Genomic DNA, 15613 nt, shown 5'->3' with positions numbered 1-15613 from the left:
GAGGGTTCAACCATAGAGCCTGGATGCGCGTGCCAGAACCTACGCGGCAGCCGCCGGAGCAGCAATGGATTGGTCAATGACCCGTTGGGTAAGGTAGGTCCAGCCGAGTGGGTCCTGGAACGTCGCGAAGTAGCCAGCCAGTCTCCCCTCATGATCCCGGCACACCCTGACAAGGTCCCCGGCGTCATTCTCTACCCCATCAAAGGTACGCCCGGGCAGGGACTCGCTGAACTCTCGCATCCAAGCCAGGCCCGAAGACAGAGCGTCGTCCGGCGATTGGTGAAGCTGCAGGTCCATCCCGTGGTCCATGTCACCGAAAATCTGCACGCAGTGAAGATCGGCCCTCTCAGAGTGTTCACCAACCTGGATGACGTAGGCCACCAGATCCTCACCACGCCAGGCGGACATCATACTTCCAAGCCGCGGGAAGGAGTGGCTGTGTACGTGGGTGGTGCCATGTGCTCGGCCAACTTCGCTCAGCCAATCCAAGCCCGCGGCGCTGAGATGGCCGACGTCGTGCCCCTGCAGGTGGAACACAGCTTGGTGTTGCTTCATGGTCTGTTCTCCGTCGACTTCGAGCCTGCTCTGGATCTCCACGAGATTCAGGAGGCTCATGATTGAAGTCGGGGATGATAACGGGCCGGCGCGCGTCACCCAGCCGAAACACTTGGTCTGGATTCCCGAGCCCGAATAGACGCCATTTCGCCGAATCGACCGTTACACTTCAGCCACGAGATTCAGGTTCCAAAGGCATTCGAATCTTCCCTGAGCAGGCGCAGGACGCCTCTGTATCAACCCAAGGAAAAGGCAAGACATGACCCAACAGCTCAAGCCAGGCGAGAACACAGCACTCACTCACACCCAGGGGAAGGTAGAAGTCACCCACAAGGACGGGGATGGCCTCGATGTAAACCTCACCGCCTTCCTTGTGACTGACGCGGGAAAGGTCCAGAACGACGAAGGGATGGTCTTTTTCAATGCCCCGGTGCATCCATCTTCTGCAGCATCGTTCATCGAACCTGCAAGGGATTCTGGCCAGGTAAAGCATGCGATCAGCTTCGACCTGAACCGCCTGCCGGCCGGAGTCACGAAGATCGCCATCTCCCTGACCCAAGACGGGCCCGTCGGCGGCTTCGCAGCCGTCCGTGATCTGCGAGCGCGCGTGATCGCTGGCGACCAGGTGCTGGAGCTTGTACCTGGCGCATTCGACCAGGAAACGGGGATCATCGTGCTCGAGCTCTATGTGCGGGGCGGACAGGCGAAGGCGCGCTCGGTTTGGCAGGGCTTCGCATCCGGCCTGGCCGGACTGTGTGGCATGTACGGAGTCGAAGTAGATGATGCGCCTCCTGCTCCGGCCGCGGCCCAGCCGCCTGCCTCCCCCGTCAAACTGACGAAGACCGTCATCACCCTTGAGAAGCCTGGCACCACGCACAAGGTATCTCTGGAGAAAGGCCCGTCAGCGCCGAAGGTGATCAAGGTCTCTGCGACCTGGGTCGACAATGGCGACGGCTGTGATAACGACGACCTGGATCTCCGCATCGGCATCCTCCGGCCGGACGGACGCATGTCCATCATCCAGGCTCCCGACAAGAGCGGGGCCTTCACTGCTGATCCCTATGTGCTGCACACCGGCGATGTGGTGAGCGCGAGCGCCACAGCTCCTGGTACCGAAACGGTGGAGATCAACCCCGCGATCTCCAGACTCCTGGGCGGCCGGGTTGCGCTTGTGTGCAGCGTTTATTCCGCAGTCGACAATGGCGATGTAGAGATCTCCTCCCTGAAGCCAAAGATGAGGATGGAGTACGGTGATCAGGTTGTGGAGTGCGCTTTTGAGTTCAAAAAAGGCGGGTTCTTCAACAGTTCGGTCTACACCTACGTCCTTGGAACGGTGGTTGTGGATGGAGACGAGATCACTATCAGTCCGAGCGGTACAACGTCGCGCTCCGGCAGTGAGGCCACCCCATGGCTCACTTGGAAGGGAGACAAGTTGGAGCTGACGATGGATGGTCCCTACGTGTTCAAGGGGCACCCGCCAGAGCGGATGGGCAACAAGCAGTACGTTTGAGGCCGGAATACCCTGAGCGCTCCGTTTACCCGGAGTTCTCAGGGGCGACCCAGCACATCTCCCTGTCCGTGAATCCGCAAGGGGTACAAAAACATGGCCAAGCACAGCCCCTCGATTGCGAGGAACCAGATCCGTCGCTCGCTGATGGCCATCATCGATCCACACCCCACAGCCGATGAGCTTGCGAGACTTTGGGAGCACTTCGGCAACCGCTGCGCCTACTGCGATGTTGAGGTGAGCAAGGAAGCCCGTGATGGGCAGGCCGACCACATCATCTCAGCTGCACTGGGAGGCAAAAACGGCGTGCACAACCACGTCCTGGCGTGTGGCCGGTGCAACGGAGACGAGAAGCGTGAGTTGGACTGGCTGACGTTCTTGGAGCAGAAGATCCCGGATCAAGCCGTCCGCGATCAGCGCCGGCAGAAGATCATTGCCTGGATAGGCGATGGCACCGACCAAAGCAAGCTGAGTGAGGATCAGGAGCAGGTTGACCAGATCATCCAGCAGGCGCTGCAGGCCTTCGACGTGGCGGTATCCGCGATGCGGGAGTTACGCGATCAGAGGAAGGCCGACTCTGCATCACCAGAGAGCAACGCCGGTGACGAACAGCCAGGCGCCGAGTGGGATGCCAAATACGAGACCGGCACCTAGGCAACAGAACAGGACGATCAACGTCTCCGAGTTCAAGCCTGGGACAGCTCCCCAGAAACTAGCCGGCCGTTTGGCCGGAACGTGCCGTATTGGAACCACCTTCGAATCCCGTCCAGCTGTGGGCTTCACGGCTGGCGAGCGTGCTGGCTTGGCGTTGGCTGACGCAGCTTGCTCGGCAAGGGTCCGGTTGTCGTCGAGTTGTGGCTGGCGGTACTTGGGCACCGCAGAGGATTTCTTCATCGTCAGGCACGTGAATCACGGGTCAGAGAAGGCTAACACCTTGATTTCACGGACAACTTCGAAAAGAGGGCCGGGGAATACCGGCCCTTATCATCTGCAGGAAGCAGAGAGGCGATTGATCGCTCGGGATCGGGCATTAACCTTGGCGCTGTCCGCCACCATTGGGGGCTGCAGCCAAGAACCTACTCGCGAGCCGGCTAAAGGGGAGTGACTGTATCCAAACAGTCCCCGGCCCACGAAGAGTTCCGAGGAACATGCCCTCGCCGCCAAAAAGCATGCTTTTGATCCCACCTGCAGGCCGAATGTCAAAGTCGACGCCGGCAGTCATAGCCGCAAGACAGCCCGTGTCGATATCCAGCTGCTCCCCTGGAGCGAGCTCGATCTTGCGTAAGGTTCCGCCCATGTGGACGAACACCACACCATCCCCCTCCAACTTCTGCAGGCAAAACCCTTCGCCGCCGAACAAGCCTGTGAGGATCTTCTTCTGGAAGTGCAAGCCGATAGAGACGCCCTTGGAGCCGGCCAGGAAGCTGTCCTTCTGGCAGATCAGGCGTCCTCCGAAGGCTTTAAGATCCAGGGCTAGGATTGTGCCGGGGAAGGGCGCAGCGAAAGCTACAACACCCTTGCCGGGCCGCTTCTGAGTGAAGACTGTGGTGAACATTCCCTCCCCAGTGATGAGCCTCTTCCCGGCGCTGAACAGCTTGCCCACAAATCCGCTGTCCGAATCGCTGCCATCCCCAAAGATCGTTGTCATCTCGACGCTGGAAGACTTGAACATCAAGGCCCCGGCTTCCGCGACCGCGCTCTCGCCCTCGTCCAATTCCACCTCAACGAATTGCAGGTCACTTCCGTGCACCTTGTAGTCGATCCCCTCAGTACGCTGATTCGATCCATAGCCCTGGGACGAGCCACCGCCAGGTGAATCCTGAACCATGCTGCTCGATGCGGTAGAGGCATACGGCGCAGGCGAAGGTGTTGGTACAGGAGGAGAGGAGGGTGGGGCGACCACAGCTCCGGCCGGCAGTGCCGCCGGCTTCGCCGAGATCATGTCAGCTGCGGGGGCGGGGAGCGGAGTGCCGTCACGCTTCGCCGGGCGGATTTCAGGTACCAGGTGGACCAATTCCCAGTCGGACATACCGGACCGCCAGCACCAGGAACCTGGTGATTCCCTGGCAATCAACTTCGCCTTTTCGGTATCCATCGGGCCATCGAGTTTGCCGTTCACAGATAAGGTCCAGATCGACAACAGAGTTCTCTCCGAGATGTAGGGATGTATGAAGCGTACCAACAATGTGGGGTGGAAGCGGGGATAGAGCTACTGCTTATCGCCAGAGCGAGAGGATGCGGCCCGGGCGGCCACATCAGTCGCCCAGTCGTGTAGTTGGCCGGGGACATAGAGCTGGTGCCGGGCGCGGGTGCCACCCGTATAGATCGCAGCGAATGCGCGAGCGGCGTCGTGGCGAGAGGAGCCCATTGAGGCCAGAAGCTCTGGAGTGAGCATGACTGAATCGACCTCAATGTTCTTTGCGGCAACCACCGTTCCGAGTTTGTACGGGGCCTTCCCTGAATGGTCCAGGTTGATGAGCGCACGCTCGAAGTCGCTGATGCTGTAACCCTGCTCGAGCAGGCGATCGATGCGATGGAATGAAGCCTCCTTACCGGCCACCTCCTTTCGGAGAGCCGCCCAGGATGTGAACTTGAAGATCGCGCCATGCGTGGGCCGCATGCCGTCTCGATACAGGCGAATGCAGTCCTCGACGAAGCCCCTGAACCCTTGGGCACAACCGGGAAGGAGGCTGAACCTGGCCCTGGCATTGGCCAGGCGCTGGAACCACTCGAATAGCCCCCATTCAGACCACACCAGGATCGTCGTTGGGTCTTCAGGGATTGAGAGGCGATCAGTGGGATAGTAGATCACCCGCGTGTCCTGCTGGCGATTACCCTCCAATGGATGCACGTGAACCACTGGGTTGTTCTCGATCAGCGCGTTGACAGCGCCCTCCATCTCGCGGCCCGATCGCAGGGAGTGGTAGATCTCCCGCCGGCGGACATGTGGAGCGCGTTCCGCGACCGCACCATCGAGCCGCTGGCATGAGTCGCCAAGGGTGATCACTGGAAGAGGGCAGCGGTCCAGGAACTGGGCCATAGGCAGCGGTAGGTCATGTGCCTCATCCACAATCACGTGGGTGTAGCCTGGCTCTATGCAGGCTGTGGGGGAGAGTGACAGTTCCTTGATCCGGTGGTAGCCCCTGATCGGTAGTTCAAGGCCAGAAGTCAATGGCCGGACTGTCTCATCCCAAAGACGCTGGGCGCACTCGACCAACACAGCCTTTTCCGCGGGGGAGATCCGATTTGAATAGACCGGAATATGGTGAGCACCGATCGTTGTGTCTCGGCCAGTGCAGAATTTGAAGACCGATCTGTAGGAGACATTGGCAACCTGGCTTGCTGTGAGGTTACCGACCGGATGGAAGGCCAGATGCCGGGCCACAAGGGCCATATCCGCCTGAGTCCGCCGCGCTGATAGGTCAGACGCCCCAGGGCCTTGTCGGCCTGGATCGAGCCTCAGCGATCGCACCGCAAGCTCAGCGAAGGTCATTCCAGAGACACGGCCAGCACCAATCCGAGCCTGTAAAGCATCGAGCTGGGCCTTTGTCATGGCAAGGATCAACGGTCGGTACCCAGCCAGGCTGTCTACCAGTCGCTCGATCAGGAAGGTCTTGCCGGTGCCAGCCAGCGCCTGTAGGTGAAAGTCCTCATCGAGTTCGGCTTTGAAAACCCGGAATGCGCGAGCCTGCTGGGGGGCCAAGTTGAAGATCTGGCCAGCTGCATCTTGGAATTGTTCGGTGAAGGGACTGATTTCATCGAGATGCCGACGGGAGAAGCCGAAGTCCCACTTACCCTCTGGATCGAGATACTCGCCGGCGTCGACCTCCCCCTGCTCCAGGAGGCGTATACCGAGGCGCAGGAGGAGGGTAAGGCCGTGCTCAATCTGCGCGGCGTCTAGCTTGGCAGCAACTAGGCCGGCAAAGGCCGTTTTTCCCTTGGCTCGAACCAACTCCATCCCGGCCTCAACCAAGCCCGCCAGCATCCGCTCAAGGCGGGTGCATGGGTAGGCCTGTCCGGAAGCGTTTGCAGCAGCCTGGATGACGAGCGAAGCCGCGATAGAGGGAATAGACCAGCTTGAGAGCAGGGCCTCCCAATCTGCGCCGGGGCGAGAAAGCGCCTCTGCCTGCAGACGGGAGATAGGCAGAAAGAGAAGTGTAGGGGGCATCCTGGGTACCTCGGCACTTAAACCCCAGTGCAATGGTCACCCGGGAAAGACGTGGACTGGTGGAGAGTGTAACGGGACACACCAAAGGAACCACCGAATCTGACTCTCTCGTGAGCAGGAGTGTGGTCCGAGCGCATTCATTTTCCCATTTCAATTCCCTATTTCGAGGCTCACCCCAAACAGATACTGGCCCCGCACAGAGCGAATGGCGCTCTGCCCAGTGGAGAAGGCCAATGAGCCAGAAAAGCGATCAAGACAACCGCTCCAACCAGCTGAACGAGAACAATGACGCCTATTGGCAGTCCCGTGGCTACGACGAGCGCCCGGATGATTGGGAGGAGAGGGCGAAAGACGACGAGGACTGAAACCCCGCTGAAGTCGGCGGGAGCCGAAGGGCTCTCGCCGATCTATTCGACCGGAAATCCAAGAGCGGTCCTGGCAAGCCGATACTCAGACTCATAGCAAGCCAAGGCCGAGCCGATCAATTCCGGGGCTACGCCTAGGTCATCGAGGTACTTCACGAGTCGGGAAAGGGCCTCTGCAGCGCGGAGGAGGTTGGCATTCAGCATGTGGTCAGCATCACCAACTTCAACATCCAAGCCTTGCAATCGCACGTGCTCAATCGCGCAGACGCGGGCCAAATCAAAGAGCATTTCGTAACTCGGACGGCTCGGTCGCAGCTGAACCCAGTTCCGTAAAAGTCGGGTCTTAGAAGCAACATCCGGTCCTGAATCACCTTTACCCCACAGCCGCCCAAGGAAGGTCACTGCAGTCTGCTTTTGCTGCCAGCCTGCCGCAGTTGCAAACGCCTCGAGGGCAGTACCAATAGGTGAATCCCAGCCATCAGAAGGGCTGAATCTGGGGATCAGTTTGAGACCGATCATCCTGTCCTGCTGTTCGCCGGCGCAAACGATCTCCCAGTTCGATGCCTGCCATTCAGCCATCATCCAGGCGCCGATCCGTAGCAAGGTTGCCATGCAATCCAGAGAGAGGAGGTGCTGGTACTGGACTGGAGCCTGACCATCCGGTGCGTCCCCCCAGCTGGCAATCAATTCTGGGTACAGCGATTGTGCGAGAGGGCACCCCAGCCTCTGAGTGATTTCAGCGGAGATGTACGCTTGGAGCCGCTCTGGGATACCGGCGAGTGGATGCATCTCCGCAGTGAGCAGTGAGGCGATGCGCTTGCAGGTGGATATCCAGAAATCCTTTGCGACCGGCTGTTCAAACAGACCGGAATCAACGGCACCAATCCATCCGGTGATGGCACTTAATCCATATCCCTGGTTGGCTGTATCTACGAGAAACGCCGCTGCCTTTTGGCTGATAGGAAGGTGGCGGATGAGTTTGGCTTCGGTTCCCTTCGACATTTTGGCCTGGGGGTCCTCGAAGATCTTCTCCATCGTCTTGATGTCTGGGAGGCCAGGGCGGTTCCGCTTGCTCTCTGCCCAAAGAACGCGGTGCGAGATGTTGAGCAGGGTCATCACCTTCTCGAATGGAGGGATGAGCACGGTCCCTTTGAGCAGAAGGACTTCTTTGTCTGCGACTGAGTCCAGTAGCGACTTCACTGTCGCGATGGCTTCCGGATTGCTTGGTTGACCTTCCATAGAAACTCCGGCAGATCACCAGTTTCGGGGCGAAGCCTGGGATCAGGGGACTTGCACTAAAAGTCCATTTCGGTCTGAGTGAACTGGTTCAGATTAAGAAAGAGTCTAGCCAATAAGAGCGGCTGTGTTAAGTTGAGGTGAAAGGCGGAACCACTCCTGAACTTAAGGGACTGCAACAAAGGCAGTGCGTATCCGCCTTATAACTCCATAGCACCCAAGCCAGCGCCCTCAAAACCTGGTTAAAGTTTCCACCTTTTAAAGACGGAATTCCATTTTTTAAGGGAGAGAATCCGGCTATTTACCCCCTCGTCCCGAGCCCCCCTTATCACCGATTATAAAAGTAATCGGAGATTTGGCTATAGGAATCGCATTATTCATGCATTTCAGGAATAGCAAGCGAATCGCCCCTCCTCCTTCAGATTGTCAAGACCTGGCCAGTCCCCCTTTGGTCTTTATATCGTTGTGTACTCATAGAGGTACAAGGGGATCGTTGCCCGCGATTCAGTGGCCTCGATTGCGAGGTGGGACCAGGGCATCATTACCAGACTTCGCTTTCCCACTACGTATCCCAACTGGCAAACTGATAGCAAATCTGCTGATCTAGGCTAGAGCTTTGGTCGAAACTCTGACTCATAGGAAGGAATCAATATGTTGGGTTTGGGAAATCGTAGGAAATATAACGGATCGGTTGATACAAAACTGAACCGCGAATATCAGATTTCGACTAGGGGCAATCCTTCATTTCTGAATTTAAGCCAGTATACAGATGTCCTCAATAAGGCATTCAACCTAGGTATTTCAGAAGACGAAGCTGCACTTTACTTGGCGATCCTGTATTACAGCTATCAATTAGAGAAAAGTAACCACACAGAGGCTGACAGAATATTACATCTCATAAATAGTATTGGTGAGTACAACTTAAAGATTGGGGCTATCAGCCGCGAGCGCTGGGACGACTTCTACTCGTATGTTGATAAGGCGCAAGTGAGTTTCATGATGCAGAAATCCTCCCTGGGCGGGTTGCAGCAGGATGATGATCTTGAAACTCCTGAGTCCCAGCTAGTGGCTGCTCTTGCTGAAATTAAGGCGGATTTTGGCTTTGATATGCAGAGCTTCGCTGAACAGAAGGATTTTAAAGAGTTGTACTTAAAATCAATTCAGGGCGCTCGTATATCCGGACTGGCACACTACTCTTTCATTGGAAAGCTAGTTGCATTTTCTGTGCTCGCTGATGGTGCCAAGCGCCGAATGGATGGTCTCCCCGTCGCCAAGGGAGACCTTGCATGGACAGTAGGTTTGATTGAAAGGTCTGAGTCCTTTGCCCCTAAGGACTCCTATGATGGAAAAGCTGTGACTGCTCTCTTCCCTACCATCAATGACGACTTAGACACCCTACTCTCGTATTTTGGACTCAAATAAACGAATCTATTATCCCGAATTTGTATGAAGGCCAAAACGGAAAATTTACTTGCGAACCTTCGCAAGGCAAAGGTTCCTTGTGTCCTCATCTCTTATCTGAAAACACGTAGAAGTGTTGCCCTGGATTTCTGCAAGGCAAAGTCTTTTCTGATCTTCGTTTCGGATTTGGTAACAAATGGTAGACCTGTGACCTGTGGTCGCCAAGCAATAACTCTGAGCGTCCTTGTCTTTAATTCGATAACAGTCTGCAGATGATGCAAACACGACCCCAGGCAACATCATGAGCAGGATGACCTTCTTCCACATGTGCGAACTCCATTTTTTGTACTGTTGCTTATGATCCTAATCTCAAACGTCAGCATGCCTATCTCTGAGACTTTGACTATGACGGCCGGCTTGTTCACAGGCAAGCACCTGGAAGGATTGCATTGGTTGCAGACAGGAATGCTATGTATGTTTCCACCGCGGGACCTCCTCCGTATGAAGGGTACAGGAACTAGCAGCGCTCAGAGGAAACCGGCTTTGGGTGCCCTCTCCTCCTCTCCCCTCCCCCTACCCAGAAATGACAAGGGCGCCATTCGGCGCCCTTGTCATTTCTTCTCTACGGTCAGAAATCGTATCTGACTCGACCAGTCAAGGTGTTGCCGTCGAAGTCGGTCTTGGTCTGGTAACCGTATGTGGCACCTACGGTGACCGCCCCCACCCTGTAGGTCGCACCGACGGTGGCTTCGTAGCTGTCACGCACAGGCGAGGCGCCGGTGGTCACGAACGGGTTGCCTCCCTGGACGTAGCTCGAGGTCGAGGACACTTTGTCGCCGATCACATCGTGCCAGGCCATCAGAGTGGCTTCAGGTTCCAGATTGCCCATGCCTACTGGGAAATCGCCCGATACGCGGACACCTGCACCGAACTCGCCCACTTCAAAGCGCTGGGCACCGATGCTCAAAGCGGCGCTGGAGCCATGCTCCTGGTAGCTGTCGATCTTCACGTTGGTGTAGCGGGCGCCGACGCGAGGCTCGACCACCAGGTTGTCGAAGCGGAAGTCATAGCCGCCCAGCAGGCTCGCGCTCAGCACGTCGCTGTCGTAACTGCCTTTGGCCTGGGTACCGACGATGTAGCGCTTGCTGTCGTTTTCGTTCTTGCCGGCGGACAGGCTCGCATCGGCGAACCAGTTGCCCAGTTCGTAGCTGCCGTACAAGGTGAGCGCGCTGCCTTGAACCTCGGTCTTGTCGCCCGAGTCGGAGGTGACGTTCGAGTTCAAGTAACTGTACGCGACGCCGACCGTAGTCTGGTCGTTGATTTTGCCGTCCACGCCTACGGCGATACCGGCGCTGTTCGACTCATAGCCGTCAACACCGCTACGGCGGTCCTGGTCGCCATGGTTCGACAGAGCTTGCGCCCACACGCCGGCTTCCTTGAAGGTATCGCCGGAGGACATACCGCTGCGCAGGCCGCTCACGCGGTTGCTGATAGCGTTGGTCACAGTGTTCTGGCCGGCCACAGCAGCACGACTGCCGCCGCCGTTGACTTCTGGGGTCAGCTGCTGGGCGATGCGGGCAACTTCTTCACGGGTGGAGGCGTTTGCCAGGGCCTGGTAGACAGGGTCTGAGGTATCCAGCTGGCCCAGGACCGAGTTCTTCATCGCCAGCAGGGCGCCGGTGGCTCCGTTATGTGACTGGCCGCCTGCAGAGCTACTACCAGCTTCGCCGCCGGTGTTGCCCGCGGTATTTCCACCAGCCTCGTTGCCGGTGTTGCCTGAGGTACTTCCGCCAGCCTCGTTGCCGGTGTTGCCTGAGGTACTTCCGCCAGCCTCGCTGCCGGTGTTGCCCGCGGAATTTCCACCAGTCTCGTTGCCGGCGTTGCCTGCGGTATTTCCACCAGCCTCGCCGCCGGTGTTGCCATTACCGGTTTCACCGCCCGGCTCTTCAGGGTTCTCGATGTTGCCGATGTCGTCGTCGGATTTAGCGGCCACTACGGCTTTAACGGTGTTGCCGTTGACGACGTATGACTTCACGTCGAGCAGATAGGAGTTGCTCGCTACCTTCATGCCTTCATCAGTCAGGGCACCAGCCTTCAGCAAGGTGTACTCGACGCCTGCGTTGGTCGGGTTGAAGGCGTTCGCTTTCGAGGAGACGGTAACAGAGGAGTTAGCAGCGAATACCGCAGTGCCACCGACTTCCAGGTAGGGGTTGGTGGCAACGGTCTCGTCGCTCAGTTGCATGTCAACCTTCGCGCCGCTCGAAACATTCAGGTCACCAGTGAGCTTCGTGCCGGCGGCGGTGAGGTAGGCGGTGGAGTTATTCGCCAGGTTCATGCTCGCGGCATCGATCTTCGAGCTGGTGAAGCGGCCGATTGTGGAGATGTTGATTTGATCGAGGCCGACGAGGTCGCCAGTGATATTGCCGCCAGCCATGTTCAAGATGGTGTGGCCGTTGCCTTCGATCGCAGCGGTCTTGCCGGTAATGGCGCCCAGGCTGCTGCTCTTGATGACTACGACACTATCGGCGTCATCGACCTTGATGCCGACGCCAGCAGAGCTGATTGTCCTGGTGTTGTTCAGAGTGAGGTCGACAGCATTGCCGTTTGCATCAAGGCCTTTGACATTACGGAGATACACACCGACAACGGAGGGGTCAGCGCTGACGCGATCGGCAGCGTTCACGTTGATGTTGCCGGCGTTGGTGATTTCCCCCACTTGAGAGTCTGCAACCACAACCCCGATGGCGCCGTCGCCGGTCGCGCCTATCAGGCTGCTGTTCTTGATGCTGCCGTTGATCTTGGCGCTCCGGACATTCAGACCAATCGAATCGGTGCCGCCAACAGAGATGGAGCCCGAGTTGATGATGCCGCCTTTGATCAGGTTTTCCTGGGTGCCTGAGAAGTCCACACCGATGGAGCCACCGCCGTTGGCGTAGATCTGCCCGCTGTTTTCCAGATTTCCACCGATGCCTGAGTCGCGAAGATTCAGAGCGGCAGCCTTGTTGCCGTTGTTATCGAACTGACGGCCAAGGGTGTTGATGGTACCGGTGTTCTTCACGTCGCCACCCACCAGGGTGTTGATCAGCGTCAGGCCACTAGAGAGCGCACCGTTGGTCTTCAGCGTGCCGGCGTTCACTACGGAGCCGGTGATAGAGCTGTCGACAAGAGCCAGCGGGCGGGCGCCGTCGGTGTAGACCTGGATGGTGGCGTTATTGGTAACGCTGTCTGCGAAGAGGCTGTGGCCCAGGATGAAGTCCGGTTCGGCTTGCAAAGAGGTGAAACCGCCGGTGAAGTTCAGACTGCTTTGAACACCGGTGAAGTCCGATGGGCCAGCATTTACGATGTAGTCCTGTGCGATTACATTCATCGCGGCGCTGCTGATTGCGATTGCCAGCAGCGATTGTTGCCATTGCAGCTTTATCATTTCTATTCCTTGTGTACTGAGGTTCCAGCCAGACCTGGTTGGATGCTTGAAGCCTCCCCTCTTCCCAAAAGCGCCACCCCATACTCGCTGGGCTTTGGCAAGACCTTTAAGGGGACTTCTGGCCGCGCTCAGTTAAACAGAGCTCTTCCCTTTCGGGAGGCGATTTGCCCCCCTAGAAATCCGGATACTGGTCATGGCGAAAGACGCGCACCAACGTCCACTTGATTGGTGCTGCGGTTAGCGCGCGTGGAATGAACCCGAAATGTGTCCGGCGTGGCGTGACCTGGATCATCTTTTTGATCCGCAGGGAAGAAAATTGGTCTGAGGCGCTCATAGGAATCCGGTCGTAGAGGACGTTAACCTCTCATTTCTCCTACCCTGCCCAGGCTCGCAGCTCTTATCCAAGGCGGGTTTCCAGCCCCTCGTTTTGGTTTGACCTTCCTTAGCCCGTCGATAGGCTGACGCAGTCGGCAATCATGCTGCGCATCCCCTTAATTACTGGAAGGTCACCATGTCCAAGGCCATCATCGTCGATGACTCGCGCACCGACGCTTACCTGTCGCAGAAATGCGCCGATCAACTGTTTGACGACGTGAAGGTGGTCGGGACCCTTCAGGAGCTGCTGCAGCTCGTACCCTCCTATCAACCCGACGTCATCTTCATGGACGTCTACTTGGGCGAATGGCACAACGGTCTGTCCCACATCCGCGAGTTGCGCGCCGGCGCAGACGACTTGAGCATCACCCCGATCATCGTTCTGTCGAGCAAGTCGGCCGATGAGGACAAGCGACTGGCTGTCGAGGCTGGCGCTGCCGGCTACATCGTCAAGCCAGCCAGTGTCGATAAGATGCGTGAGGCGGTGGAGCTCTACGTTCCAGGCTTCATTCCGAAAGGCCAGGCATCTATCGTCGCTTAACTCCCCTGCCCGTTTGCTACCGGAATTTCATGTGCGGCCCGTCTGGCGGGCGTTTCAGGGCAACCCTGAGGCTTGAACTGAGCGCCTGGCCGGTTAATCTTGGAGCATCTCTTTCTTGTGCTCTGAGGTTCGCTTGTCCGCACGTGGAAACCCTTCGAGCAGCGGTCGTTCCCCTATTCCGTTGTTCGACACGTACAAAATCTTCCAGCTGGCCACACCGGCCGAATACCTATTGGAGCGCCCAGCGATTGGGAGTTTCTTGGCTTCCTTTGGTGAAGGCATTCCAGCTGTCAGCGACTATGGCCATGCCAGGGGCTTCCTGACGTCCTACAGCAAATCCCAGACGACGTTCAACGCCTACCGGACTCAGGTAGAGCGTCTCCTGCTCTGGAGCTGGATCTTCGCGGGAAAATCCGTCCTTGAGCTAAGACGGACTGATGTCGAGCAGTTCATGGACTTCAACCAAAACCCCCCGAAGTCTTGGATTGGACGAGCAGCCCGGCATCGCTACATAAAAAAGGGCGGCCTGTACGAGCCAAACCCCGAATGGACTCCTTTCGCCATCACTGTCGCCAAAGCTGACCGGAAGAAGGCTGAGGAATTGGGCACAGAGCTCGAGCCGGCACGATTCGCTATGTCTCAGGGGAGCGTCGGGCAAGTCTTTGCCATTTGCAGCTCGTTCTTTGAGTACCTGGTGCACAACGACATCGCACAAGGGAATCCTTTTAAGTCGATAAGGAACAGAGCTCGCTGGAAGAATCAGGATGAGGACGAGCCCGACGTCGGTAAGGCCCTGTCGCAGCTCCAATGGGACTACGTTATTGAGACCGCTGAGCAGATGGCCAATGACGAACCGGAATCCCATGAGCGGACACTCTTTATCGTCGCTACGTTGTTCTCCATGTACCTGAGGGTCTCCGATATCGTTGGTCGCCCGGGTTGGAAACCAACGATGGGGAGCTTCTTCAAAAATGCTCATGGCTGGTGGTACCACGTTGTTGGCAAAGGCGGTAAGGCAGCTAACGTGGCTGTCAGGCTGGACTATCTGAAGTACCTCAAGCGTTACAGAGAAAGCAGAAATCTGACCCCCTTGCCTGCACCAAGGGAGAAGACCCCACTCCTAACGAAGCTGAACGGGGCTGCCAATCTCAGTGACCGCCATGTTCGAGACATAGTCCAAACAGTGTTTGATCGGGCACTAGCGAAAATGCAGGAGGAAGGCCGCTGCGAGGATGAAATGGAAAGCCTCCGATCTGCGACTCTCCACTGGTTACGTCACACATCAGCGACGTTTGATGCACCCTTCCGAAGTGCGAAGAACCTCCAGGAAGACCTCCGGCACCAGAGCATGAGTACCACTCAAGACATCTACTACAACTCGATCGATGAAGACCGAGCCCATGAAGTGGCAGACCTTAAGGTTCGCACGTGAAGAATTCAGGTTCCGCGCGGGTCAGCTGAAAGCAATAATCGGATTAGGTCCCCTGGGTCAGCCCCCAGGTTAAAGAACAGGGTTTATTTCTTGCGGGGTTACTCAACGGGGTTATAGGGTGTGGACACATTTCCAGGCCCTGCGGCACACCTGGTCTGGCGGTATGTCTGTGTGTACACCAGAGTCCGGAGGCCGTTCAAAGGAATCCGGTAGCCGTACGCAAGGTTCCGGTTAGCGCTCACGAGACTCCGGCAAGCGCACATTGGAATCCGGGGCCCGCTCGCTGGATTCCGGCCCTGTACATAGGATTCCGGTTGCCTGTTGATAAGTTGGCTGATTTCTGTGCGATTCCTGTTTATATGCTGTTATTAACCTGTGCTTATTCGTTTCTGTCACTGGTGGAAAAGTCCTGTAAATCAAGGTATTGACGTTGATTTATAAAGCTGAGCTTCAGCTACATACCTTGCGACCGGAATTTCGTGTACGGAGCTTCAGAATGGCCTGCTCTACCGGATTCTGGTGAGCGCCCGTAGAGGCTTCGTTGATCTCCGCCGGAATTCCCTGAGCGCTCATCCCTCCAAGTCACCTCCATCGCAAGGTGGCGATACC

The 15613-nt window shown here is 57.2% G+C and carries 11 protein-coding genes; 6 read left to right on the top strand and 5 right to left on the bottom strand.

The genetic code is table 11. From position 1 onward, the window contains the following. Positions 1–39: 39 nt before the first annotated feature. Positions 40–615: a hypothetical protein gene (locus ACNFIA_RS17645; protein ID WP_416787129.1), complete on the bottom strand. Its 576-nt coding sequence runs from the start codon at positions 613–615 to the stop codon at positions 40–42. 199 nt (positions 616–814) lie between these two features. Between ACNFIA_RS17645 and ACNFIA_RS17640 the strand changes: the two genes are divergently transcribed. Both ACNFIA_RS17640 and ACNFIA_RS17635 read left to right on the top strand, forming a co-directional pair. Beyond that, on the top strand, positions 815–2065 hold the full coding sequence (locus tag ACNFIA_RS17640) for a TerD family protein (protein ID WP_416787126.1): 1251 nt from the start codon (positions 815–817) through the stop codon (positions 2063–2065). A gap of 93 nt (positions 2066–2158) precedes the next feature. Next, on the top strand, positions 2159–2716 hold the full coding sequence (locus tag ACNFIA_RS17635; RefSeq protein WP_416787123.1) for an HNH endonuclease: 558 nt from the start codon (positions 2159–2161) through the stop codon (positions 2714–2716). A 376-nt stretch (positions 2717–3092) separates the two neighbouring features. Here ACNFIA_RS17635 and ACNFIA_RS17630 read toward each other — a convergent pair whose 3' ends face one another. Together ACNFIA_RS17630 and ACNFIA_RS17625 are read right to left on the bottom strand one after the other, a co-directional pair. Next, the gene (locus ACNFIA_RS17630) at positions 3093–4202 is read right to left on the bottom strand and encodes an AIM24 family protein (protein WP_416787121.1); all 1110 of its coding nucleotides are present in this window, start codon (positions 4200–4202) and stop codon (positions 3093–3095) included. Positions 4203–4271: 69 nt separating this feature from the next. Further along, entirely contained in the window at positions 4272–6230 is a 1959-nt protein-coding gene (locus ACNFIA_RS17625; RefSeq protein WP_416787118.1) for a helicase, read from the bottom strand. Positions 6231–6463: 233 nt separating this feature from the next. Between ACNFIA_RS17625 and ACNFIA_RS17620 the strand changes: the two genes are divergently transcribed. Then, positions 6464–6595, top strand: coding sequence for a hypothetical protein (locus ACNFIA_RS17620; RefSeq protein WP_416787116.1), 132 nt, complete (start codon positions 6464–6466; stop codon positions 6593–6595). A gap of 42 nt (positions 6596–6637) precedes the next feature. Here ACNFIA_RS17620 and ACNFIA_RS17615 read toward each other — a convergent pair whose 3' ends face one another. Further along, entirely contained in the window at positions 6638–7834 is a 1197-nt protein-coding gene (locus ACNFIA_RS17615) for a hypothetical protein (protein ID WP_416787113.1), read from the bottom strand. A gap of 648 nt (positions 7835–8482) precedes the next feature. Between ACNFIA_RS17615 and ACNFIA_RS17610 the strand changes: the two genes are divergently transcribed. Next, positions 8483–9253, top strand: coding sequence for a hypothetical protein (locus tag ACNFIA_RS17610; RefSeq protein WP_370602034.1), 771 nt, complete (start codon positions 8483–8485; stop codon positions 9251–9253). Positions 9254–9860: 607 nt separating this feature from the next. On the opposite strand, the gene ACNFIA_RS17605 is transcribed toward ACNFIA_RS17610, so the two are convergent. Next, the gene (locus ACNFIA_RS17605) at positions 9861–12656 is read right to left on the bottom strand and encodes an autotransporter domain-containing protein (protein WP_416787110.1); all 2796 of its coding nucleotides are present in this window, start codon (positions 12654–12656) and stop codon (positions 9861–9863) included. Positions 12657–13167: 511 nt separating this feature from the next. Between ACNFIA_RS17605 and ACNFIA_RS17600 the strand changes: the two genes are divergently transcribed. After that, complete coding sequence (locus tag ACNFIA_RS17600; RefSeq protein ID WP_024767799.1) at positions 13168–13572, top strand: response regulator; 405 nt, start codon at positions 13168–13170, stop codon at positions 13570–13572. Positions 13573–13705: 133 nt separating this feature from the next. Next, on the top strand, positions 13706–15004 hold the full coding sequence (locus ACNFIA_RS17595; RefSeq protein ID WP_416787107.1) for a tyrosine-type recombinase/integrase: 1299 nt from the start codon (positions 13706–13708) through the stop codon (positions 15002–15004). The last annotated feature ends 609 nt before the right edge of the window (positions 15005–15613 follow it).

The sequence above is a fragment of the Pseudomonas sp. NY15437 genome (genome assembly GCF_048068435.1).
Taxonomy (GTDB): Bacteria; Pseudomonadota; Gammaproteobacteria; order Pseudomonadales; family Pseudomonadaceae; genus Pseudomonas; species Pseudomonas nitroreducens_B.
This window is presented reverse-complemented; position numbering and strand designations above follow the sequence as displayed.